26 protein-coding genes and 1 riboswitch are annotated in these 23,789 nt (G+C 48.2%); of the genes, 24 read left to right on the top strand and 2 right to left on the bottom strand.

What is annotated here, in order from left to right; genetic code table 11:
- Positions 1 to 9 precede the first annotated feature (9 nt).
- Entirely contained in the window at positions 10 to 651 is a 642-nt protein-coding gene (gene spoIIM, locus BP95_RS0120560; protein ID WP_028533123.1) for a stage II sporulation protein M, read from the top strand.
- Between the two features lie 125 nt (positions 652 to 776).
- On the top strand, positions 777 to 1,238 hold the full coding sequence (fur, locus tag BP95_RS0120555; RefSeq protein ID WP_021252949.1) for a ferric iron uptake transcriptional regulator: 462 nt from the start codon (positions 777 to 779) through the stop codon (positions 1,236 to 1,238).
- Between the two features lie 124 nt (positions 1,239 to 1,362).
- Here fur and BP95_RS31045 read toward each other — a convergent pair whose 3' ends face one another.
- Positions 1,363 to 2,793, bottom strand: coding sequence for a S8 family peptidase (locus BP95_RS31045; protein ID WP_021252948.1), 1,431 nt, complete (start codon positions 2,791 to 2,793; stop codon positions 1,363 to 1,365).
- Positions 2,794 to 3,007: 214 nt separating this feature from the next.
- Here BP95_RS31045 and BP95_RS0120545 point away from each other — a divergent pair, with 214 nt between their 5' ends.
- The 4 genes from BP95_RS0120545 to BP95_RS0120530 all read left to right on the top strand — a co-directional run bounded on the left by BP95_RS0120545 (position 3,008) and on the right by BP95_RS0120530 (position 6,463).
- Positions 3,008 to 3,244 (top strand): DUF4227 family protein, encoded by a 237-nt coding sequence (locus BP95_RS0120545; RefSeq protein ID WP_021252947.1) that lies wholly within the window; start codon positions 3,008 to 3,010, stop codon positions 3,242 to 3,244.
- A gap of 108 nt (positions 3,245 to 3,352) precedes the next feature.
- The gene (locus BP95_RS0120540) at positions 3,353 to 4,282 is read left to right on the top strand and encodes a tyrosine recombinase (RefSeq protein WP_021252946.1); all 930 of its coding nucleotides are present in this window, start codon (positions 3,353 to 3,355) and stop codon (positions 4,280 to 4,282) included.
- 63 nt (positions 4,283 to 4,345) lie between these two features.
- Positions 4,346 to 5,533 carry a phosphopentomutase gene (locus BP95_RS0120535; RefSeq protein WP_028533121.1) on the top strand — a complete coding sequence of 396 codons (1,188 nt, stop codon included), beginning with the start codon at positions 4,346 to 4,348 and terminating at the stop codon, positions 5,531 to 5,533.
- Positions 5,534 to 5,635: 102 nt separating this feature from the next.
- On the top strand, positions 5,636 to 6,463 hold the full coding sequence (locus BP95_RS0120530) for a purine-nucleoside phosphorylase (protein ID WP_028533120.1): 828 nt from the start codon (positions 5,636 to 5,638) through the stop codon (positions 6,461 to 6,463).
- A 72-nt stretch (positions 6,464 to 6,535) separates the two neighbouring features.
- On the opposite strand, the gene BP95_RS0120525 is transcribed toward BP95_RS0120530, so the two are convergent.
- Positions 6,536 to 7,696, bottom strand: coding sequence for a hypothetical protein (locus BP95_RS0120525; RefSeq protein ID WP_155987317.1), 1,161 nt, complete (start codon positions 7,694 to 7,696; stop codon positions 6,536 to 6,538).
- A 139-nt stretch (positions 7,697 to 7,835) separates the two neighbouring features.
- On the opposite strand from BP95_RS0120525, the gene BP95_RS0120520 reads away from it, so the two are divergent.
- The 18 genes from BP95_RS0120520 (at position 7,836) to ytfJ (ending at position 23,712) form a co-directional block, all read left to right on the top strand.
- Positions 7,836 to 9,068 carry a D-alanyl-D-alanine carboxypeptidase family protein gene (locus BP95_RS0120520; protein ID WP_021252943.1) on the top strand — a complete coding sequence of 411 codons (1,233 nt, stop codon included), beginning with the start codon at positions 7,836 to 7,838 and terminating at the stop codon, positions 9,066 to 9,068.
- 91 nt (positions 9,069 to 9,159) lie between these two features.
- A complete protein-coding gene (spoIIAA, locus tag BP95_RS0120515; protein ID WP_021252942.1) occupies positions 9,160 to 9,513 on the top strand; it encodes an anti-sigma F factor antagonist in 354 nt (117 codons plus the stop codon).
- Positions 9,510 to 9,965: an anti-sigma F factor gene (gene spoIIAB, locus BP95_RS0120510; RefSeq protein WP_021252941.1), complete on the top strand. Its 456-nt coding sequence runs from the start codon at positions 9,510 to 9,512 to the stop codon at positions 9,963 to 9,965. Before spoIIAA ends, spoIIAB begins: the two co-directional genes overlap by 4 nt.
- A gap of 11 nt (positions 9,966 to 9,976) precedes the next feature.
- The gene (gene sigF / locus BP95_RS0120505) at positions 9,977 to 10,732 is read left to right on the top strand and encodes an RNA polymerase sporulation sigma factor SigF (protein WP_021252940.1); all 756 of its coding nucleotides are present in this window, start codon (positions 9,977 to 9,979) and stop codon (positions 10,730 to 10,732) included.
- A 102-nt stretch (positions 10,733 to 10,834) separates the two neighbouring features.
- Positions 10,835 to 11,485: a stage V sporulation protein AA gene (locus BP95_RS0120500; protein WP_021252939.1), complete on the top strand. Its 651-nt coding sequence runs from the start codon at positions 10,835 to 10,837 to the stop codon at positions 11,483 to 11,485.
- Complete coding sequence (locus BP95_RS0120495) at positions 11,478 to 11,915, top strand: stage V sporulation protein AB (RefSeq protein ID WP_021252938.1); 438 nt, start codon at positions 11,478 to 11,480, stop codon at positions 11,913 to 11,915. The genes BP95_RS0120500 and BP95_RS0120495 overlap by 8 nt, the downstream gene beginning before the upstream one ends.
- Before the next feature lie 82 nt (positions 11,916 to 11,997).
- Positions 11,998 to 13,659 (top strand): spore germination protein, encoded by a 1,662-nt coding sequence (locus BP95_RS0120490; protein ID WP_028533116.1) that lies wholly within the window; start codon positions 11,998 to 12,000, stop codon positions 13,657 to 13,659.
- Positions 13,660 to 13,843: 184 nt separating this feature from the next.
- On the top strand, positions 13,844 to 15,175 hold the full coding sequence (lysA, locus tag BP95_RS0120485; protein ID WP_028533115.1) for a diaminopimelate decarboxylase: 1,332 nt from the start codon (positions 13,844 to 13,846) through the stop codon (positions 15,173 to 15,175).
- A 211-nt stretch (positions 15,176 to 15,386) separates the two neighbouring features.
- Positions 15,387 to 15,824: a peptidylprolyl isomerase gene (locus tag BP95_RS0120480; protein ID WP_021252935.1), complete on the top strand. Its 438-nt coding sequence runs from the start codon at positions 15,387 to 15,389 to the stop codon at positions 15,822 to 15,824.
- A 168-nt stretch (positions 15,825 to 15,992) separates the two neighbouring features.
- A riboswitch (FMN riboswitch) is annotated at positions 15,993 to 16,152 on the top strand.
- Between the two features lie 330 nt (positions 16,153 to 16,482).
- Positions 16,483 to 17,652: a bifunctional diaminohydroxyphosphoribosylaminopyrimidine deaminase/5-amino-6-(5-phosphoribosylamino)uracil reductase RibD gene (gene ribD / locus BP95_RS0120475; RefSeq protein ID WP_021252934.1), complete on the top strand. Its 1,170-nt coding sequence runs from the start codon at positions 16,483 to 16,485 to the stop codon at positions 17,650 to 17,652.
- On the top strand, positions 17,633 to 18,316 hold the full coding sequence (gene ribE, locus BP95_RS0120470; RefSeq protein WP_028533114.1) for a riboflavin synthase: 684 nt from the start codon (positions 17,633 to 17,635) through the stop codon (positions 18,314 to 18,316). The genes ribD and ribE overlap by 20 nt, the downstream gene beginning before the upstream one ends.
- 21 nt (positions 18,317 to 18,337) lie before the next feature.
- On the top strand, positions 18,338 to 19,579 hold the full coding sequence (locus BP95_RS0120465; protein ID WP_028533113.1) for a bifunctional 3,4-dihydroxy-2-butanone-4-phosphate synthase/GTP cyclohydrolase II: 1,242 nt from the start codon (positions 18,338 to 18,340) through the stop codon (positions 19,577 to 19,579).
- Between the two features lie 80 nt (positions 19,580 to 19,659).
- Entirely contained in the window at positions 19,660 to 20,127 is a 468-nt protein-coding gene (gene ribH / locus BP95_RS0120460) for a 6,7-dimethyl-8-ribityllumazine synthase (protein WP_028533112.1), read from the top strand.
- Positions 20,128 to 20,199: 72 nt separating this feature from the next.
- The gene (locus BP95_RS0120455) at positions 20,200 to 20,994 is read left to right on the top strand and encodes a segregation and condensation protein A (protein ID WP_028533111.1); all 795 of its coding nucleotides are present in this window, start codon (positions 20,200 to 20,202) and stop codon (positions 20,992 to 20,994) included.
- Positions 20,963 to 21,619, top strand: a complete 657-nt coding sequence (gene scpB, locus BP95_RS0120450) for an SMC-Scp complex subunit ScpB (protein WP_028533110.1) — start codon at positions 20,963 to 20,965, stop codon at positions 21,617 to 21,619. Before BP95_RS0120455 ends, scpB begins: the two co-directional genes overlap by 32 nt.
- A 51-nt stretch (positions 21,620 to 21,670) precedes the next feature.
- The gene (locus BP95_RS0120445; RefSeq protein WP_028533109.1) at positions 21,671 to 22,369 is read left to right on the top strand and encodes a metal-dependent hydrolase; all 699 of its coding nucleotides are present in this window, start codon (positions 21,671 to 21,673) and stop codon (positions 22,367 to 22,369) included.
- Between the two features lie 207 nt (positions 22,370 to 22,576).
- On the top strand, positions 22,577 to 23,254 hold the full coding sequence (locus BP95_RS0120440) for a DUF2953 domain-containing protein (RefSeq protein WP_028533108.1): 678 nt from the start codon (positions 22,577 to 22,579) through the stop codon (positions 23,252 to 23,254).
- Positions 23,227 to 23,712: a GerW family sporulation protein gene (ytfJ, locus tag BP95_RS0120435; protein WP_021252926.1), complete on the top strand. Its 486-nt coding sequence runs from the start codon at positions 23,227 to 23,229 to the stop codon at positions 23,710 to 23,712. The genes BP95_RS0120440 and ytfJ overlap by 28 nt, the downstream gene beginning before the upstream one ends.
- Positions 23,713 to 23,789 lie beyond the last annotated feature (77 nt).

Here is a 23,789-nt window from a genome sequence, read left to right as displayed (position 1 = left end):
GCATCATCCATGAAGCCTATTGCTCACTCTTTTCGCTCTCAGCTCCATTTATATATTTTCGTGTCCGTTCTCTTCCTCGTCGGCGTTGTATTTGGTTCCTTGCTCGTGAATGCACTGACATTGGAACAACAGCAGGATATCGGGAACCATGTGAGTCAGTTTGTGTCCACAATGGGACAAGAGTCTGCTGCTTCTAATCAGGTGGGGAATAGTGGAGAGACGTTTTTGAACTCGACGATGTTCTACGTCAAATGGATTGCATTAATTGCATTGCTTGGCATATCTATAATCGGATTTCCGCTTGTGCTTGCACTTGTATTTGCGAAGGGTGTGTTTATCGGATTCTCGGTGGGGACACTCATCAGTCAGTATGCATGGAAAGGCGTATTATTCGCATTAGTATCAGTCGCCCCGCATAATATTATTGCGATTCCTTTTCTGATGATTGCAAGCGTTGCGTCTATGGTATTTGCCATGCATATTCTGAAAAATCGATTGTTCGTTCCGAGGATGCAATCCTTGCGTGATCCTCTGCAGCGCTTCATGACACTGCAATCTGTATCCTTAGTAGGAATGGCAGGAGTTGCAGCTGTTGCAACTTGGGTGTCACCTCTTCTAATGAGATGGGTTGTTCCAATATTGACAACGTGATCAGGAATAGACAACACCAAGAATATTGACTTTGTGCAATTCATTTGACACTGCTTGCGTTCTCCCCCTATAATATATAGAAGTGATACAAATGAAACGTGGATGGCAGGCAAGGGGGGAGACCATTGGAAGCGCGGATTGAGAAGATTAAGCAGCAACTTCAATCCCAAGGGTACAAGCTGACACCACAGCGCGAGGCAACCGTGCGCGTCCTGCTCGAGAATGAAGAAGATCATCTTAGTGCTGAGGACGTATTCATGCTCGTGAAAGAGAAAGCGCCTGAAATCGGTCTTGCCACCGTATATCGTACATTGGAACTGTTAAGTGAGCTGCATGTCGTGGAGAAGATGAACTTCGGCGACGGCGTTGCACGATATGATTTGCGCGGTGATACGAATAAGCACCATCATCACCATTTGATATGTGTCCAATGCGGCTCTATGCAAGAAATCCGTGAGGATTGGCTTGGGCCATTGGAAGAGCGCTTGGAGCGAGAATTTCATTTTACTGTCGTAGATCATCGTTTGGATTTCCAAGGCATTTGTAAGAATTGCCGGGAGAAGCAAGCAGAAGAGCAGGCGGAATAACCGCAAGCATTCAACAGGGAATTGAAATGGCGCTACGCTATGACTGCAGGTCGATAGCAGCGAATGAAGATGGATATGATGAGGAAGCCTCGGCAGGACTGCCGAGGCTTTATTGCTTGAGCAATTACATAATTGAAGGATTCGTAGATGCCCTTCTTCTTGGCTGCACTTGCCGTTTGCGATGAGCGGCAGAGGTTCTTTTGGCGCCGATGGAGGAATGCCGCGGGACAACAGCTTGAGAATGACGGGCGGCACGTTGACGATTGCGGCGACGAATTACCAGCACCTTTGACCTGTGTTTGTGTCGGGAAGCGGCTGCAGCCTGAATAGGGATGGCTGGAGTCGAATGCGCTGATTCGAGACCCTCGCTGGCTTCTGCTTCTTGCTGAGCGGCAATAGAGAGTGAAGAGAAGGCGCGGTCTGCTTGAATAAGGCCAGATCCTTGTGAATGGCGAGAATAGTCGTTCAGAGGCCTCGCAGTATCCATGAGCAGCTTGCGAATAAGGGAAGGTTTTACCTTGCGGTTGTGAGCAAGCAGCAATGCAGCTGTACCTGATACATGTGGGGCAGCCATAGATGTTCCTGAATTTGTGATGAATCCTTGTTTATTGCTTGTGGATACAATATCGCTGCCGGGCGCAGCAACATCAATTCCGCGTCCGCGGCTGCTAAATGATGCAATGCGATTGTTTTTGTCAGTGGCGGCTACTGCGATGACTTCCGGGTAGCTGGCAGGCTGATCGATTTTACCGCTGTTTCTTCCTCCATTTCCAGCTGAGGACACGATCACGATGCCCTTGCGATAAGCACGTTTGACCATAGAGCGCAGAGATGCACTGGCGCCATTCAGTCCTAAGCTCATATTGATGACATCCATGTTATTGCGAATGCACCATTCCAACCCTTCCACAATATCTGACACATATCCGTCACCAGACTGATCCAGTACCTTTACAGCATACAGAATGACCTCTGGGGCAACGCCATACTGCATACCACTTTTTCCAAGTGCAGCAACAATCCCGGCTACATGTGTTCCATGGCCATTATCGTCTCTATAGGAACCTCCCTTGCGAATCGTGTTCACACCACCCGCAATATTGAGATCAGGATGAGCCGATATCCCTGTGTCGACTACGGCTACCTTTATGCTCTTCCCCTGGGATGATTTCCATACTTCTGGAGCCTGTATGCGCTTGACGCCCCACGGAATTTGCTTGCTGGAAGTAGGTTCTGCTGTAACAGAATTCAGGATCTGACTAGCAGGATAGTACGATAAGGGATAAATATGTGCCCTTACTCTCGCATCCGTTTCAATTCTACGGACGCTGGGGTGCTTCCTCAATCGCTGCAAGGCATGATGGTTGCCGTCCATATGACAACACAGCATGTTAGCTGAACCTACTTGTTTTACTGGGGTAATGCCAAATTTTTTGAGTTCGAGTATGCATGCATTGTAGCTTTTTTCGTCTTTTAAAATGATCATTTTACGTACAGCTTTACGATGAGGACGGCTGCTTACAGCCGCCTTCAACATGCGTGATAAGGTGCGCATGCTTGCTAGCCCTCCAGTTCGAAACGAATTTGTGCAACTTCTTAGACACTAGTGGAATGGAATGCCTTGTTGTATCGTATGAGACAAATATAGAACGGTGAAATGTTTTAGCAGCGAATTTCAAAAGGGAATACGGAGAGAACCGCATATCCTAAGGCTTGGCATCATATGTTACAGGAGAGTCGAACTTGCCCAGCGGAAGGGGATGAGCAGTGTGATAGTGCCTTTGCGAGCTCTATTAAGACGAATCAAGTTTATGGCGTTATTCCTCATGATGACCTATGCGGTTGCTTATATTATGGGGGCCGTCAGTGACTGGATTTATCCAGTGGACAAGTACCGCGAGCCACATGGCAAGGCAGTTAAGGTCTTCCGCTGGGAGGATGGCTTGGATAAAGAGCATATGACGTTCACAGAACGATTGCGGTTGTACTATTGGTTGGGCGAGTAGCGAACTGTTCGGACAAGGGAAGGGATTTACACTCGTGTTGTTGAATTATTGTAGAGCAGTTGCTTAGATTTGCAGATGTGAAAGTCGCAAGGTAAGGAGTATAGTACGATGGCAGGCTTAATTGAACAACAGGTGGAAGCATACCGAGATTATCTAATACATGAACGGCGAGTGTCCTCGAATACGCGAGAAGCCTATATGCGTGATATACAGATGTTCATCGTATCAGTCGCTGACAATGTGAGCATGGTGGACGACATTCGTGCGTATCATGTGAATCATTATATGTATCAATTGAAACGGGATGGACGTGCGGCCTCGAGTATTGCGCGCATTGCGGCCTCACTGCGATCCTTTTTCCATTTCTGTATCCGTGAAGGGAATTTGAAGCTGGATCCATCCTATGAAGTAGAGCGCCCGAAGGCATCTTCCAAAGCGCCAGAGATCTTGTCATTGCAAGATACAGAGCGGTTGCTGGCATTACCCGACGAGAGCAATCCGTTAGGGATTCGTGATCGGGCAATGCTGGAGACTTTATATGCGACAGGGGTTCGAGTGTCGGAGCTTATGTCGCTTAATATGGAGGATGTTCAGCCTAAGTTGGGGTTTCTGCGCTGCATGAGCGGCAAGGAGCGGGTTGTGCCTCTCGGACAGGTTGCGGCTGAAGCGTTGGAACGATACTTGAACGATGCACGCCCTCAATTATTATCCTCCTCTTCACAGGCTGATGGATTGGAGACTACTGAGCATAATGCGCTCTTTGTCAATGTGCGCGGACAAAGGATGTCACGGCAAGGTTTCTGGAAAATGATCAAAAAATATGCAGAAGAGTTGGAGTTATCCTTTCCCATTACGCCCCATACGCTGCGGCACTCGTTCGCTGTTCATATGTTATCGAATGGTGCGGATGTGCGGGCAGTGCAAGAAATGCTCGGGCATGCAGAGCTTGCGACCACACAGCGGTATGTGGAGCATATGAGAAAGTCAAGTATGAAGGACGTATATACCTCTGCCCATCCAAGAGCGAAGAAGAAATAGCGGGAGTATGGTTCAAATCTCCTTAACATAATCTAAGACGAAGAAAGAGAAGGAGTGGTAACCGTGGATAGAGAGAGCAAGCAATTTGGACGCATTGCAGTTATTGTTCTGGACAGTGTTGGCATTGGAGAACTGCCGGATGCATCGCAATTTGGTGATGCGGGTACACATACCTTGGGACATATCATAGAGCATAAACCGAGTATCAAACTCTCGAATTTACAGCGCCTTGGCTTAGGCAATATCGCCGATCTCGGCAGCTTGAAGGCTGCCGAGTGCCCAGAAGGCGTATATGGCAAGATGGCGGAGATTTCAGTCGGCAAAGACACGATGACTGGTCACTGGGAACTGATGGGACTACGTATTACTTCACCTTTCAATACGTATCCAAATGGATTCCCACAAGAGCTGATTGAAGCATTCGAGCAAGAAACAGGCCGCAAAGTGTTAGCCAACAAGCCGGCGTCAGGCACCGAAATCCTAGATGAATATGGCGAGGAGCAGATGGCGACTGGATCGTGGATCGTATATACATCTGCGGATAGCGTGTTCCAAATTGCCGCCCATGAGGATATTATCCCACTTGATGCGTTATATCGCGCTTGTGAGATCGCCCGGAAGCTGACATTGTGTGAACCGCACACTGTCGGCCGTGTTATCGCACGGCCTTATGTTGGCAAGCCAGGTGCATTCACGAGAACGCCGAATCGCCATGATTATGCAATCAAGCCCCCGGCAAATACCGTGCTCAACCTGCTGCAGCAGGCAGGCAAGGACGTTATTTCGGTAGGGAAAATTAATGATATCTTCTCGGGAGAAGGGATAAGTGCTTCTTATCCGACCAAGAGCAATGCACATGGCATCGACACGACGATCGAGTTGCTAGATCAATCATTTGAAGGGCTGCTGTTCGTCAACTTAGTGGATTTCGATTCATTATACGGACATCGTCGTGATCCGGCAGGCTATGCGAAGGCATTGGAGGAGTTCGACGCCGCCCTACCTAAGATGATGGATAGAATTGGGCCGGATGATTTATTAGTCATTACGGCAGATCATGGAAATGATCCGACACATACGGGTACCGATCATACGAGGGAGTATGTTCCACTTCTGCTGTACAGCCCTTCCCTGCATGCGGGGCAATCACTTGGGGTTCGTACCACATATGCGGATTTGGGTGCTACGATCGCAGATAATTTCCGAGCAAGGCAACCTCAAGTAGGCACAAGCTTTTTGCAAGAACTGTAAAGAGTTTGGACAACAATGGAACAACACATTTTGAAAAGTTTGATGAAGATGATGTTACAACCGATCGATTCTGATCGGACAATGATGAATGGGGGAAATAAGATGAGCAACACAATTACACACGATCATATTCAAGAGGCAGCGACTTATATCCAATCTAAGATTAGTGATACGCCTGAAGTAGGTTTGATTTTGGGATCTGGACTAGGTGTGCTGGCAGATTTGGTGGAACAGCCTGTAACGATTGCATACGGGGACATTCCGCATTTCCCTGTATCGACTGTAGAAGGCCATGCGGGCGAGCTTCTGATCGGCAAGATCGCAGGCCGTACGGTAGCGATGATGAAGGGCCGGTTCCATATGTACGAAGGATATGGGCCAGAGCTAACCGCATTCCCGGTTCGCGTTATGAAGGCGATTGGCGTATCCAAGCTGCTCGTAACGAATGCGGCAGGCGGGATCAACACTTCCTATAAGCCTGGGGATCTGATGATCATTTCCGATCATTTGAACATGACTGGGCGCAATCCGCTGATTGGTGCGAACGACAGCCGTCTCGGGGTACGCTTCCCGGATATGTCTCAGGCGTACAGCCCGCAGCTTCGCCAGAAGGCTAAGGACGTTGCAGCTTCGCAGGGTGTTGAACTGCAGGAAGGTGTATATGTCGGCTTTCTTGGCCCGAACTACGAGACGCCTGCAGAAATCCGCATGCTTCGTGTGCTAGGTGGCGACGCTGTAGGAATGTCGACGGTATCCGAAGTAATTGTCGCGCAACATGCAGGCATGGAAGTGCTCGGCATTTCCTGCATCAGCAACATGGCGGCGGGCATTCTGGATCAGCCATTGTCGCACGATGAGGTCATGGAGACGGCAGAGCTCGTTCGAGACCAATTCCTCAAGCTTGTTATTGGAATTATCCCTGTGATGTAAGAAACACATTCACATGTGAAAAAAGGCCGCTGCATGGCTGTCCGTTGATCGGGCAGCAGCAGCGGCCTTATCTTATGGTTCCAGCAATATAAAATGAGCGAGTCCATTCGAAGAAGGCAATTGTATAACGTTCAATTCGATGAGCTGGTTAGTCACATAAGTATATAAAAAATGATAGTACCAAATAAAATACTCCTCGAAGGAGGTTTCTTCAGCGAAAGGAGAGGCGTGATACGCTTGAACTAGCATCGAACGATAATCCTCGAACAGTCTGATTAAATCTGCCGTAATAAGATTGGCAATGCGATGCAGTGCTTGATATTCCTCGTTGTTCAGTACAGGGATCATCAGCTTGCCGTTCTTCCACAAATGTAACTGCCCCAAACCCTTTCGTATCTCACTTTCAATCGAACCGTTGCCAGATGAGCTTTGAATAATGTGATCGATGATCGTTGGAATTGCAGCCTTATTTTCCGATAATGCAGGGCCAAATAAAGTACATACCTGTTCCTTGCTGAACAGGGGAAGAAGAGGCTGATTGTATCTGTTATTCCCATACGCGCAATAGTACGCCGAACCGATAGGAACACAGTGGTTTCCGTAAATTCCGAACGGTTCTAGCTGCTGATCAGCATGTTTTTCCAACAAACCATAGTAATAGTTCTTTCCATTGCGAGACGGTCTGTCGGACTTGAGGAATAACTGTTCCACATAGTCGATTTGCACGAAATCTAATAATACATCGCTCATTATAAATAGGGAGAGATCGGCAAATTCAAAATTGTGCAATGCCGGGACCTTGAAAGTCTCTTGCTGGATTCGATTCGCGTTGTGATTGATTAGAGATACGATGTCATTTCCGATTGCGATGCTAAGCTGGTAGAACTGTTGCCCCGCCTCATGTGAGATGACCGGAAATGTCGGAACATATCGCCCCTCTACTTTTTTGGCGAGACCTTCACCATAGAGCAGATCGATGCTCTTCTTCCACTGTGCTTGCGAAATAGAGAGCTCCTTCATTAGCTGTTCCTCTGAATAGCCCAGATGCAACCCGATACAGATGCGATCAAGGTTATCCTTAGTAAAATCAAAATCCGGGAAATTCACACCCCTCGAGATCATTTTGTGTTCAAATTGCGACTGAAGCATGATGTCATCCTCTCGCGTTGTGTACTGCATTTCATTTTCGTAGGCTATAAATTTATTTCCCAATTTATTTCGACATCGTGACATGATAAACCTTCCAAGTTCTGCTCTATCTTTCAGTAAGAGTGGAATATTTTGCTTCTGAAAGGTAACACTGGATAGAAAGTGCATCCTGCGCATGTAATGCGCTCAGAATGTACGCTATTTAGATAGGAGGGGACAATCAGTGAACAAATGGCTGTGTGCTAGCCTTAGCTTTTTATTTGCTGCCGCTTGTATATTGCCTTCTTCGGCGAACGCATCTTATGCACGGACAGACTTGCCGCCTTGGACAAATTCAGAAACGCCAAGCCAAGCAACATCCTCTGCTGCGCCGGATGCCCAACTGGCGGATAACGCGCGCTCAGCGGTGCTTATGGATGCGGACACGGGAACGGTGATTTTCGAGAAAAATAGCCACGATCGGCTTCCGCCAGCGAGTATTACGAAAATTATGACGATGCTGCTTGTCATGGAAGCCATTGACAAAGGAAAGCTGAAGATGACGGACAAGGTGGCAACAAGCGAGTATGCCGCGTCTATGGGCGGATCGCAAATCTTTCTGGAACCGGGCGAAGAGATGACGGTTGAGGAAATGATGAAGGGAATCGCAATGGCCTCAGGCAATGATGCATCGGTTGCGATGGCTGAGAAGATCGGCGGCTCCGAGAAGGCGTTCGTACAAATGATGAACGATAAGGCTGCAGAGCTTGGCATGAAGGATACACATTTTGTAAATTGCAATGGCCTCCCTGCTGAGAATCATTATACGTCAGCGCATGATATTGCCTTGATGTCGCAAGCGTTGTTGAAATATCCGAATGTAACGAAATTTACAGGTGCATATGAGGATTATTTGCGACAGAACACCAGCAAGAAATTTTGGCTTGTCAATACGAATAAGCTTGTACGGTTCTACCAAGGTGCAGATGGGTTGAAAACAGGCTTTACTTCAGAAGCTCGTTATTGCCTGTCTGCGACAGCGAAACGGGATAATATGCGTGTGGTAGCTGTTGTGCTTGGCGAACCGAATACGAAGACACGCAATGCAGAAGTCACGCAAATGTTCGATTATGCCTTCGCTCAGTATACGAATGTTCCGCTGCTGAAAAGCGGAGATAAGATTGGCGATATTCGTGTGGAGAAAGGGATGGTCGAGAATATTGAGCTGAAGGCTCGGCGTCCATATCATGTTTTACTCAAAAAAGGCGAGGGCACTGACAATCTTCGCTTCGAACTGGAAGGTCCGAAATCTGTGAAGGCTCCAGTAGCGGCTGGTCAGTCGCTTGGGAAACTTGTCGTTTATCAGGGAGATAAGAAGGTTCGTGAATATCCTGTCGAATCCACCGAGGAAATTGCGAAAGCTGGCTGGTGGACACTCTTTAAACGTACGTGCGGCAAGTTGTTTTTTGTCAATTAACGGCGTGCAGCTTCTAGTTTTGTCGTCAGGCAGGAATTGGTTATCCCATTGACGAACTGTATCGGCATCATGGGGAGGAGAGTGAAGCGCCATGAATCTGCAGGTGGAATTGGAACACCAGCGCAACGTATTGATTACCCGTCTGAGAGGGGAACTGGATCATCATACGTCTGAGTACGTACGAATTCAGCTCGACGAAGCGATTCAACGCAAGCAAGTGAACCATGTCGTGCTAAGCCTTCGTGATTTGACGTTTATGGACAGTTCGGGTTTGGGGGTCATTCTAGGAAGATACAAGCAGATCAAGGGACGAGGCGGAAAAATGGCGGTATGCGATATGAATCCCGCGGTACGACGTCTGTTCGAATTGTCTGGCTTGTTTAAAATTGTGCATGTTTACGATAATGAGCGCAAAGCGCTTAATGGGTTGGAGGTCGTATCATGAGTGTACAATCAGACACGAACGTAATGACGCTGCAATTTTCCAGTCGTTCCGAGAATGAAGCATTTGCCCGTGTGGCTGTTGCAGCCTTTGTATCGCAGCTGGATCCGACAATGGACGAGCTGACAGATATGAAGACCGTAATCTCTGAGGCAGTGACGAATTGTATCATCCACGGATATGATAATGATCCTACTGGGATGGTTACGATTTCAGCGGTTATTTCCGGTGAGGAGATTATGCTGACCGTATCAGACAATGGACGAGGCATTGAGGATCTTGAGCTTGCAAGACAGCCGCTGTATACGTCGAAGCCGGACATGGAACGCTCTGGCATGGGCTTCACGATCATGGAGAACTTCATGGATGAATGCGAAGTAACTACCGAACTGGGCGTGGGTACGAGCATCCGCATGAAGAAGCGGATTGAATCGAAAAAAGCGCTCTATAATTAGGGGTTGAAGCCATGGAAGCTGATTTGAAGCAGTCGTCGCCCAATTATTTGGATGACGCGGAAGTGAAGCGTCTGATTGCACTCAGTCAGACAGGTGACTCGCTAGCGAGAGAAACACTTGTCAATTGCAACATACGCCTTGTCTGGTCCGTCGTTCAGCGCTTTATGAATCGAGGATATGATCCAGATGATTTGTTCCAGATTGGTTGCATCGGATTGCTGAAATCTGTTGATAAATTCGATTTATCATATGACGTGAAGTTCTCGACTTACGCAGTGCCGATGATCATCGGTGAAATTCAGCGTTTTCTGCGTGATGATGGAACGCTGAAGGTGAGTCGATCACTGAAGGAGATGGCGAACAAAGTTCGCAAGACGAAGGATGAGTTGTCCAAGCGGCTCAATCGGCTTCCAACGATTAAGGAAGTTGCAGCGGAGCTTGGGGTATCACCGGAGGATGTTGTGTTCGCACAAGAAGCGAATAAACCACCGACCTCCATTCATGAGACGGTATTCGAAAATGATGGTGATCCAATTACGTTAATGGATCAAATTGCCGATGATACGCAGGACAAATGGTTTGATAAGCTTGCGCTGAATGAAGCGATAGAAGGCTTGAGTGAACGAGAGCAGCTTATTGTCTATTTGCGGTACTATCGGGATCAGACGCAATCTGAGGTTGCCAGTCGCCTCGGAATATCGCAGGTGCAAGTGTCACGGCTGGAGAAGAAAATATTGCAATCCATCAAAGCCCAGATCGCTCAGTGAGCCAGAGAGGGTATGAGGAGCGAACCGCAGGGAGATGTCCTTGCGGTTTTTTTGCTGTCTATTCAACCATACTAACAATATGGAGGAAGGAGGGGGATGAACATGGCGACTTTGGATGAGTTGCCTGATTCCGGCAGTACCTGCTATATCCGGCTGCGCAAGCAATCTTCGGTCAAGCCAGATCATCCGATTCGACTTAAGGATGTAGCTGAGGTCATTGCAGACGATGCATGGTACACGAAATTAAGAGAGCTTGTGCTGAAGGAACCAAAGACAAGCGACGGTAACATGATATTGATTGACATGATGCACATTACGAGGGCAATTAAGGAACTGTGTCCGATAATGACCATAGAATGCTTCGGCCAGCCGCATACATTAGTTGAGGTTGTGACGCAGGTGAAGAAGCCAAATATCGCCCTAATTGTTCTTGTCTGGCTGCTGCTGTTCTTCGGTTCTGGCTTAGCGATCATGAACTTTCACGCCGATGTAAGCATGCTCCCTGTACATAAACGAATTGTAGAAATGCTTACGGGTCGGAAGGATGCGAATCCATTTTGGTTCCAAGCCTGCTATTCCATTGGCATCGGTCTTGGGATGGTCGTATTTTTTAATCACTTTTTCCGCAAGAAGTTCAATGAAGAGCCGACACCGCTTGAAGTTGAGATGTTCCTATATCAGGAAAACTTGAACCAGTACATGATAACCGAGGAATACAAGCGATTGCGCAAGGAGGATTTGAAGCGTGACTGAGACTTGGCTGTATGGTCTTGCACAGCTGCTGGCATCGTTCGCGGGAATCGCTGGCGGGATTACGGTTGGGGGCGCGATGGTGGCATTATTTGTCGTGCTTGACATGCTTCCACGGCTAGCACAGCTTACTCGCTCCTTCCACTGTTCGTATTGGTTTGAGTACGCCATTATTGCGGGCACGCTGTTCTTTACCGTAACAGATTTATGGAGTATCCGATTCTTCTATGCGGGATGGTTCTCTCCATTCATCGGACTGCTGGATGGGGTATTCGTGGGACTTTTGGCTGCAGCGCTGACGGAGGTATTGAATGTTTTTCCGATATTGGCGAAACGGCTTGGTATGACACATGCGCTCCCTCATCTACTGACCGCAATGGTAATTGGCAAGGTTCTTGGATCTTGGTTCGACTGTTTTAAATACCCGCATTGAAATTTCTGTGTGAATGGTGAGAATCTCGCGATGAAGGATATGCCAAAACATTGCGATTCAATAAGAAGGAGGACATTGCCCAATGACAGAGCAGCAAACAGAACAAGAATCGTCGCAAAAGGACGTACTTCCCCCTCCTCATTCGAAATCACCGAAAGAGAAGTCTGAGGATGGAGGAAATCAGCAGCATGCATCTGAGCAAGGCAGCTTGCATGACAGAAAAAAGCAGCGTGAGAAGTCCGATACGATAGAAGAGTCCATCATCTATTGGCAGGACAAGGACGAAATCTCCAAGAAGCTGGACGAGACGAAACGAACGCTGCAGCAGGTAGTCGGACTTGGGGAGTCGTTCGATATCTTGCTGCGCGAGATGGTCTTCGGTGAGCGGCGGGTGGGCCTGTTCTATGTGAATGGGTTTGCTAAGGACGAAGTGATGACGTTAATTTTGTCCCGCATGTCTTACTTGGATAAGGAAGAAATGTCGCCGAACGCGCTCAAATCCTTATTCGAACGCTATATCCCTCATGTTCAAGTGGAGCGGGAGAATAAGTTAAGCAGCGTCATTAATAAGGTGCTCGCTGGCAGCAGCGCTTTCTTTATTGATCATGAATCAAGTGCAATTATAGTGGACTGCAAAACCTTCCCTGTGCGGGGTCTTGAAGAACCGTCGCTCGAGCGGGTGGTTCGGGGTGCGCGTGACGGATTCGGCGAGACACTGCTCACGAACGTTACCCTTGTCCGACGCCGCTTGCGTGATCCAGGGCTTATGTATGAAATGGTGCAGGTGGGACGGCGTACCCGTACCGATGTGTGTATTGCCTATATAGATGATATTGCTGACAAGCGTCAAGTGGAGTCGGTTCGTAATAAAATAAAAGCGGTGAATGTGGATGGTCTGCCACTGGCCGACAAGCAACTGGAGGAGGCGATTATCAATAAGGCGTGGAACCCTTATCCGCTAGTACGATACTCGGAACGTCCAGATGTTGTCGCTTCCCATTTGATGGATGGCAGCATTGTCATATTTGTCGACACTTCTCCATCTGTCATCATTTTGCCGACGACGTTTTTCGACTTATGTCAGCATGCAGAAGAGAATCGACAAACTGCATTTATGGGAACCTATTTGCGGAGTGTGCGCTTCATCGGTATTTTTGCATCGCTCTTCATTCTCCCGTTGTGGCTGCTGCTCGTTATCGAGCCGGGATTAAAGCCTGCCACCCTACAAATTATTGGACCGCAGGAGACAGGGAAGATACCGCTCATTTTCCAGTTCCTCATCGCAGAGCTCGGCGTGGATCTCATGCGAATGGCGGCTGTTCATACTCCGTCGCCGCTTGCGATAGCATTGGGCTTGCTAGCTGCGATACTCGTAGGTGACATAGCGGTCAAAACAGGAGTGTTCGTCAATGAGGTTATTTTGTACATGGCTGTAGCTGCCGTAGGGATGTTTGCGACACCGAGCTATGAGCTGGCGCTGGCCAATCGAATCGTGAGGCTTGTGCTGCTTATTTCGGTTGCGCTATTCAGAGTTCCCGGACTCGTAATTGGTACAACCGTTTGGCTGCTCTGGCTGACCCTGCATCGCTCGTACAATGCATCATACTTATGGCCGTTCATTCCGTTCAATGCCAAAGCGATGTACAATATCATCGTGCGACAGCCATTCTTGCTGATAAAGACGCGCCCTAGCTTGAATCAGACGCGAGATAATACAAAGATGCCGCCAAGAACGAAGCGATAGCTTCAACGTTTGGAAGGCAAGGTGTTTGTCCCTTGACAACCTCTATAATGCAAATGATGGACGGAAAAATCCATTCTTTCAAGATCGAATAAGCTGATATACTCGATGTAATATTTTCACCAACAATTGGAACAACATGAGGGGATAGACATAGAAGATCGAGTGGGAGTGGGGAGAAATGACGATGTACTTACACGGAACGAGCAAGATTAATGGGGATGGACATTTAGAAATTGGCGGTTGCGATGTAACCGAATTGAAGCAGCAATTTGGTACTCCGCTTTATATTTTTGACGAAGCATTAGTCAGAGAACGCTGTGGACAATACATGGAAGCATTTCGCGAGTCAGGGTTAACCTTTCAGGTTGCATATGCAAGCAAAGCATTCTGTACAGCAGCAATGTGCCGGCTAGTCGACCAAGAGGGGCTGTCGCTGGATGTTGTATCGGAAGGGGAATTGTATACAGCCTTGCAGGCTGGATTCCCGGCCCAGCGAATCCACTTCCATGGGAATAATAAGACGCCCGAGGAGATCGAAATGGCGCTTGATGCCCGCATTGGCTGCTTTGTTGTTGATAATTTCACGGAGCTGAAGCTGTTGAATGCAATTTGCCAAGAACGCAATCAGTCCGTACCTGTGCTGCTCCGCGTTACACCAGGGGTTGAGGCACATACGCATGAATACATTTCGACAGGTCAGACGGATTCGAAGTTTGGCTTTGACATCGGCAATGGCACGGCGCTTGAGGCTGTGCGTCATGCGGCGGATGCAACTCATTTGGAGCTGCTGGGCATCCACTCGCATATCGGATCTCAAATCTTCGAAACTGAAGGATTCCAAATGGCGGTTGAACGCGTTGCACAATTTGCTCGTGGGGTGAAGGAACAGCTAGGGATCGCATTCCGGGTTGTGAACTTGGGCGGCGGCTTTGGCATCCGCTATGTAGAAGGGGATACGCCTCTGCATGTTCGCGATTATGTAAAGGCCATTACAGATGCTGTAAAGCAGCATTTTGCTGACATCGGAGAATGCTTGCCTGAAATTTGGGTAGAGCCAGGCCGCAGTATTGTTGGAGAAGCGGGAACAACACTGTATACAGTTGGCTCTGTGAAGGATATTCCAGGCGTGCGCAAATATGTAGCTGTTGATGGAGGGATGACCGACAACCCTCGACCAGCGCTGTATGAGTCTCGTTATGAGGCACTGCTTGCTAACCGTGCGACTAATGAGTCCACGGAGACAGTGTCGATAGCAGGAAAATGCTGCGAAAGCGGCGATATGCTGATCTGGGATGCTGTGCTTCCTGCCGTCCAGCAGGGCGATCTGTTGGCTGTGTCTTGCACAGGTGCGTACAATTATTCGATGGCAAGCAACTATAACCGTATTCCAAGACCAGCTGTCGTATTCGTGCACAACGGGGAAGCGGATATTGTTGTACGTCGTGAGTCGCATGAAGATATCGTGCGCAATGACTGCATTCCAGCTCGTCTGCGCAAGGAGCCAGCGCTGAAATAGTACGGGATGTGACGATTGCAAGATCCGCGGCAGCAGTTGAATTTCATATTCGAAGTTACACCAGATATGGAAACTATTACAACACCCAATCTTCTGTCTTGCCGTGGCATAACGATGAGGCAGAAATCGGGTGTTTTCTTTTTGTTATGAAATAACGTATAATCGGATGAGCAAGCGTGAGCATTGTACATATGGAAGGAGACGATACATGATGAGCAAATATGCATTGATTGAATTGGAAAAAGGCGGCACGGTGAAAATCCAGCTCCATGAGCAAGAGGCACCAGGTACCGTTGCAAACTTTGAGAAGCTGTCCAACGAAGGTTTCTATAACGGCTTGACATTCCACCGTGTTATTCCGGGCTTTGTAGCTCAAGGCGGTTGCCCGCACGGAACAGGTACAGGCGGCCCAGGCTACACAATCAAATGTGAGACAAAAGGCAACCCGCACAAGCATGAGCGTGGTGTACTTGCGATGGCGCATGCCGGCAAGGATACAGGCGGTTCCCAATTCTACATCACTTACGATGCATTCCCTCACTTGGATGGCGTGCATACGGTATTTGGCAAAATTGTAGAGGGCATGGAGCATGTAGATGCTGTTAAGCAAGGCGACAAGATGAAGCAAGTTACAATCGTGGAAGAATAGAAATAATTGAGGGAAGGCGTGTATGCAGCTTGGCTGCTGCACGTCTTTTTTATTTGAACGCAGCTGAATGTTCCATGCGGTGAAGCGACACAAGTTGCATTTTACCAGGTCAGGTGGTACACTTCTAAGTGCAACATCTTAGAAACTAATTTTATAGCAATACGAATGACAGACCTTCAGGGCAGGGTGAAATTCCCGACCGGCGGTGATGAACCTATTCTTGCGTGTGCAAGATGTTCTTAGTCCGTGACCCGGGTGGATTCGTCCACACGGTGGATCTGGTGCAACTCCAGAGCCGACAGTATAGTCTGGATGGGAGAAGGGGCGTCAGGAGAGAAGAACTCGATAATTAGTTCTTTCAAGTTCTTATTTTCACAATTTCATGAGCATTCCAGGCGAAATGGACGGCGAATACCTGCGTAAGCGCGAGGTTTTCTATTCATCTATCGTCGTATTTGACATATGCGAAATCGTTGCAGTTTGCTGAGAACATCCTTGTTGTCGGTTTTATTTGTCATATACAAATGGAAATTATGCTTATGTGCGACTATTGTGAAATTAAGTACATACCTGTAAGCTCAATCAATCATGCCCTTCGGAGGATCCGAAGGGCTTTTTTGCGTTAGCCTTGATCTGTTTGTGGAAAGGAGGATACCTAATGTCTGCTGTTATCAATGATGAACTGTACATGCAGCTCGCTGTGAACATGGCAGAGCAGGTGCTTGGACAGACCGATGTGAACCCTGCAGTTGGCTGTGTCATTGTGAACGAGGGACGAATCGTCGGTCTTGGAGCTCATTTGCGGCGTGGTGAAGGCCATGCGGAAGTCTATGCTTTACAGATGGCTGGTGAAGCGGCGAGAGGAGCGACTGCGTATGTGACCCTTGAGCCATGCAGCCACTATGGGAGAACACCGCCTTGCAGTCTGCGATTGATTGAAGCGGGAATTGCCCGTGTCGTGATCGCTTGCGTCGATCCGAATCCAGCGGTTGCAGGGAGAGGAATTGCTCTACTGAAGGATCATGGAATTGGGATAACGTTGGATGTGCTTCGGGAGAGAGGTCTCGCACTGATTGAAATGTTCGCTAAGCATATTACGACCGGCATTCCGTTCGTTACCCTCAAGACAGCAAGTACGCTGGACGGCAAGATCGCCACTTCGACTGGGGACAGCAAGTGGATCTCGAATGAGCGAAGTCGTGAACTCGTTCATTCGATGAGGCACCGTCATCAAGCGATTATGGTAGGCATAGGCACTGTGCTTGCGGATGATCCATCGCTGACAACACGTCTGTCGGTCCCTGGGGTAAACCCAGTGCGCTTGATTGTAGACTCGAAGCTTCGGATCCCTATGGACGCCAACGTCGTAACCGATCAAGCTGCACGAACCTGCATCTTCACAACTGCACGGGCAAGCGGGGAGAAGCGGCGTGAATTGGTGTCCAGAGGCGTAGAGGTTATCGAGTGCGGTGAAGGCGAGAAGGTAGACCTTCAGCAGATGATGGAATGGTGTGGCCAACATGAGATCGGATCCATACTCCTTGAAGGTGGAGGTCGATTGAATGGGGCGATGCTAGAGAAGAAGCTGGTCGACAAAGTTGCAATATTTATGGCTCCGATTGTCGTCGGCGGTCAGCATGCGCCTGGTAGTTTTGTGTTTGAAGGTGTAGAGAGGATGCAGGATGCATACCGGCTTCAGCATGTGGAGGTTGAGAAGCTCGGAGATAATATCTGCATCACAGGATATCCTTTCGGCAAGCGTGAGGTGGAGCATTTGACTCATTCCAGCATAAAGGAGGAGCATAGCAATGTTCACCGGACTGATTGAAGAAGTGGGCTCACTGCAGTCTGTGATGAAGCGGGGTGAGGCGATGGTGCTTCACATCCGAGCATCTAAGGTTCTAGATGGCATGAAGCTGGGGGACAGCATCGCTGTCAATGGTGTATGCCTGACATCAACGTCATATGATGGCACCTCCTTCATGGCGGATGTGATGCCGCAGACGTTTCGCCACACGAATTTGAAGGATTTAAGGCCGGGCGATCCGGTCAATCTAGAGCGTGCAATGGCAGCAGGCGGGCGATTCGGCGGTCATATTGTGCAAGGACATGTAGATGGTCTTGCAACGATTGTGGGACGAACAAGAGATGCGAATGCTGTCGTCATCGAATGTCGGGCGAGTCGGCCTGAGATGGCGAAATATATGATTCCACAAGGTTCTGTCACCATTGACGGCATCAGCTTAACCCTAACACGAGCAGAGCATGGAGAGTTTGCCGTATCGATTATTCCACATACGTTGGCACAAACCGCTCTTCAGCGCAAGCAGCCGGGTGATACCGTCAACATTGAATGTGATGTGCTTGGCAAGTATGTGGATCATTTGCTCCGGTATGGTAGATCGGGGCCGGAGAACGAGACAAAGGATTCGAATCGTTCTGGTTCTGGAGGTCTTAATGCAGCGTTTTTGGCAGAGCATGGTTTTATGTAATGGTGAAAGGGGAGGAACAACATGAAGGAAGCATTTCACTTTGATTCGATAGAGGACGCAATTGCAGATTTGAAGCAGGGCAAGGTCATCATTGTGGTTGATGACGAAGATCGGGAAAATGAAGGCGACTTTATCGCGTTAGCCGACAAGGCAACACCGGAAGTTATTAACTTCATGATTACAGAAGGCCGAGGATTGGTATGCGTACCTATTACGCAGGAGCGTGCCGAGGAGCTTGAGCTTCACCCAATGGTTGCACACAACACGGACAATCACGGTACGGCATTTACCGTATCTATTGATCACGTAGATACGACTACTGGCATTTCAGCGCACGAACGCTCACTAACGATCCAGAAGATGCTGGATGCGAACGCCAAGGCAGAAGATTTCCGCCGTCCGGGTCATATCTTCCCGTTAATAGCGAAGAATGGTGGTGTGTTGCGCCGTGCAGGGCATACGGAAGCAGCGGTTGATCTCGCCCGGTTGAGCGGATCTGCACCTGCTAGTGTCATCTGCGAAGTGATTAAGGAAGATGGCACGATGGCGAGACTGCCCGACTTGATGGAACTGAAGGGGCAATGGGACTTGAAGCTCATCAGCATCAAGGATCTCATTCATTATCGTAATGAGAAGGAGAAGCTGGTTCAACGTGAGGTCGAGGTGAACATGCCTACTGACTTCGGGATATTCCGAGCTATTGCCTATACGAATGGTGTGGACAATAAGGAACATGTTGCCTTAGTGAAGGGCGACATTGATGGAACTCAGCCAGTACTTGTTCGTGTTCATTCGGAATGCTTAACCGGGGATGTATTTCATTCACATCGCTGCGACTGTGGCCCTCAATTCGCCGCTGCGCTTTCACAAATAGACAAGGAAGGCAATGGCGTCCTGCTCTATATGCGCCAGGAAGGCCGCGGGATTGGACTTATTAACAAGCTCAAAGCTTACAAGCTTCAGGAGCAAGGGCTAGACACTGTGGATGCCAACTTGAAGCTTGGATTTCCAGCGGATCTGCGGGATTACGGCATTGGAGCTCAAATCTTGAAAGATCTTGGCATTCGTCAAATTCGCCTTCTTACAAATAATCCTCGCAAAATTAAAGGGTTGGAAGGCTATGGTTTGGAGGTCGTTGAGCGCGTCCCGATTCAAATGCAGGAGAATGAAGACAACACAAAATATCTGCATACGAAGGCTGCAAAGCTCGGGCATATGCTCGTATTCGACGATATTGAACAGGATGAACAAGCACGCAGATAAGCCCTGAAGGAAATGAAGTACCGCAAGCGTGCGATAAATCGATATGATTCAGTTATTTATCACAGAGGAGGACTTTACTTATGCCACATGTATTTGAAGGACACTTAGTTTCCGAAGGATTAAAATATGGAATTGTTGCTGGTCGATTCAATGAATTTATTGTCAGCAAGCTTGTTTCGGGAGCACTTGATGCGCTGAAGCGCCACGGGGTTAAAGATGAGGAGGTAGATATTGCCTGGGTCCCGGGTGCATTTGAAATTCCACTTATTGCGCAGAAAATGGCGGAGAGCGGGAAGTATGATGCGGTGATCACACTAGGCGCAGTTATTCGCGGAACCACTCCGCATTTCGATTATGTGTGCAGTGAAGCGGCTAAAGGCGTTGCGCAAGTGAACATGAAGACAGGGGTTCCGACCATATTCGGAGTGCTGACAACAGACTCCATCGAGCAGGCAATTGAACGTGCAGGAACGAAGGCAGGTAACAAGGGTTGGGAAGCTGCGTCTACTGCAATTGAAATGGCGAACTTGACGAATCAGTTAAAATAGTGCTTATTTAATGTAGTGCCCTTTTTGCAAGGGCGCTACATTTGTTTTTATTGCTCAGGAGGTTATCACGGGGTGACCGTAACGTATAAGCTGGAACAGTTTGAAGGACCGCTCGATTTGCTCCTGCATTTAATCGACCAAGCGGAAATTAATATTCAAGATATATCGATTAGTGAGATTACAGATCAATATATGGAATATTTGCACAACATGCAGGAATTAGAGCTGGAGATTACGAGCGAGTTTCTCGTTATGGCGGCAACGTTGCTGTCCATGAAATCACAGCAATTGCTTCCCAAGCCTCCGGTCATGGAATGGGACGACTATGAAGATTATGTGGATGATGAGCCTGATCCGCGGGCAGAGCTTATACGCAAGTTGATCGAATACCGAAAGTACAAGGGAATTGCGGAGCATCTCCGGGAACGCGAGACAGAACGAAGCATGATTTTTTCCAAGGAACCAGAGGACTTAACGCCATTTATGCCAACAGCTCCTGATAATCCAGTGGATGGATTACATGTCACAGACTTGATCGCAGCTTTCCGCAAGGCACTTAGTAAAGCGTCGCGCAGAACGCAGGTCGCAACAATCCACCGGGATGAAATATCGGTGAAGGATCGGATTAAGAGCATTATCGACACGCTGCGTCCATTTGGCAAGGGAGGTAAGATGATGTTCTCTAACTTGCTTAGCGAGCATCTCACGCGTTCGGAAATTGTCGTTTCCTTTCTCGCGCTGCTGGAGCTGATGAAGATGAAGCAAGTTCGCTGCTACCAGGATAGCCTCTTTGAGGACATCGTGATTCAATGGAGTGGGGAGGTGGACACGGAAGATGGACTTTCAGATGCTGAAGTCGATTATTGAGGGGTTGTTGTTCATGGCTGGAGATGAAGGCTTGAACATTAAGCAAATCTCAGAAATTACAGAACAGCGCCCAGAGGTTATAGAGGAAGCGATGAACGATCTGCGCGCGGACTTCGAGCGCTCGAAACGTGGTCTGCAAATTGTTGCAATCGCAGGGATGTACGAGCTAGCTACATTGCCAGAACATGCCCCGTATTTTGAGAAGATGGCATATTCGCCATCGCGCTCTTCACTGTCGCAAGCAGCCCTAGAGACCTTGTCTATCGTTGCCTATCGACAGCCGATTACCCGTGTTGAGATCGAAGAAATCCGCGGCGTAAAATCGGATCGTGCGATTCAGACGCTAACGAACAAGGGTTTGATCGAAGAGGTTGGACGAGCAGAAGCGATCGGAAGGCCGATTTTGTATGGCACAACGAAATCATTCTTAGATTATTTCGGATTATCAACAATTAAAGAACTGCCGGATTCCTCTGCTTTTGAACAAATGGATGGGTTAGAAGAGGAAACACAGCTCTTGTTCGAGAAGTTAGATGGACGCCAATTGACGATTGAAGACGTGAAGGAAGTTGAAGAACAATTGGAAGCAGGAGTTCAACATGAGCACGAGGAAGAGATACGATAAGAACTTCTGCGTATGAAGCTGTTGAATATGCAAATATGAGGAGGAACTGCTTTGAACATTCATTTCCACGGTCATTCCTGCATTCAGCTTGTTACCGAACAGCATAGTATTATCATTGATCCTTTCTTGACTGGCAACCCTGCAGCAGTCACACGCTCAGAAGAGATTCATGCGGACTATGTGCTGCTCACACATGGACATGGCGATCATATTGGTGATGCGGTATCCATCTCCAAGCGCTGCAAAGCGCCTATTATTGGCATGGTAGAGCTTACGAACTACATGGAATCGCAAGGTGCGCAAGCTATAGGCATGAACCTAGGTGGACCAGCTCCATTCGAATTTGGATCGGTTGCGCTAGTGCCTGCCCTGCACAGTTCCTCCGTTACAGTCAATGGTCAGGATATTTATATGGGTAACCCTGCAGGGATTGTCCTGCAAACAGAAGGGCTAACGATTTATCATGCCGGAGACACTGCATTGTACAGCGATATGAAGCTCATTGGCGATCGCTACAAGCCAGATATCGCCTTCTTGCCAATTGGCAGCTTCTTCACGATGGACCCGGAAGATGCATTGCTAGCTGCGCAGTGGGTACAGGCTAAAGTTGTCATCCCCGTGCACTACAATACATTTCCTCCTATTCAACAGGATGGGGCAGCATTTGTGGCGAAGCTTCAGGAGCTTGGGATTCAAGGACTGGAACTTTTGCCTGGTCAATCTATTGATCGTTCCAAGCTGATGCTGTAAAGAGGCGCTTGTCCCTAACATTCAAAGAAACTTGCTTGAACGAGGAGCATCAATATGTTCTAATGCTTGCCCGTCAGCTTCGTATGCGATAATACGAGCTGCCGGGTTTTTTTATTTGGTAAGGTCACTCGGAATTATGCTCCTCGTGCATGCTAGTTTGGATAAAAGGCCATAATACGGATAGTTTAGGAAATGGAGGCGCATGACATGATAGGATGGGCGATTGCTGGGGGGATAGTAGTTGTCTTGCTTGCCCTCATTGTCTTTTCGTCCATTGAGTGCAAAATCATCATTCACAAATCAGGAAAACATGAGCGAGTTGTTCTTTTGATTCGGGCATGCTATGGACTGCTTCGTTGGAAATATGAATGGCGATCCATTCGATTTATTAACATGGAAACAGGGGTTCACCTGCATGTAAAAGCTAAGGATAATGTCGGAACAGGTCATGCAAGTCGAGATGAAACTCAGGTCGATAAAAAATTGATAGAGAGATATAAGCACAACGTGCGGCGACTTCTACGTCATACGCGTTGCATCATTCATTGGCTCAAAGAAACTCTCCAACGGGTACAGTGCAGCATGTTTACTTGGGATACGGAGATTGGACTGCTTAATCCAGCAACAGCTTGTCTATTGACAGGGGCATCATGGTCAGTGAAGAGCATGCTGGTAGGAGCATTGTCTCACCATATTCGATTTCGAAGACATCCTCAGATGGAAGTGAATCCGCAATTTCACACCCCTTTTTTTTCCACTAGGATCGTTTGTATAACCAAAATTCGCATCGTGCACGCTATAACTGCTGTAATCAAGTTGATTATTCGCATCGTTCGCGCAGAAGGAGGAATACGAACATGGCGGAACATCCTATCGAGGGCTTAATGCATGCAGCCTTTAACAATATTAAGGCTATGGTAGATGTAAATGCAATCGTGGGCGATCCTGTCCAAACACCTGACGGCAGTGTCATTTTGCCGATAAGCCGTGTTGCATTTGGCTTTGCGGCAGGAGGCAGCGACTTCCGGTTGGATGAGAGACACGACAGGCACGACAGACATGACAGACCAGCCTCAGAACGTGGTGAGGCGCGTACTGTTCCTGCAGCCTATGCCTATGGTTCGAAGCCATTTGGAGGAGGTAGCGGCGGTGGCGTCTACATAACACCGATTGCCTTTCTCGTCGTTGGCAGACGGGGCATTGATGTCGTGTCGCTCGACAATCAGACGCATTTGCTGGAGAAAATTATTGATGCCGCACCTAATGTGCTGGATCAAATCAGTTCGATGTTCAAGAAGCAGGAATCAACGACGGCCGAGGATATTATTATATCGGATCGGTAGGAATATGGCGTCAGGCTTGATTGTTGCTGCCGTTATTGCCGGTAAAATGGCGATGCAGTCAACGGGAGCTTGACGCT

The organism is Paenibacillus sp. UNC217MF, assembly GCF_000686865.1.
Taxonomy (GTDB): Bacteria; Bacillota; Bacilli; order Paenibacillales; family Paenibacillaceae; genus Paenibacillus_B; species Paenibacillus_B suaedae.
This window is presented reverse-complemented; position numbering and strand designations above follow the sequence as displayed.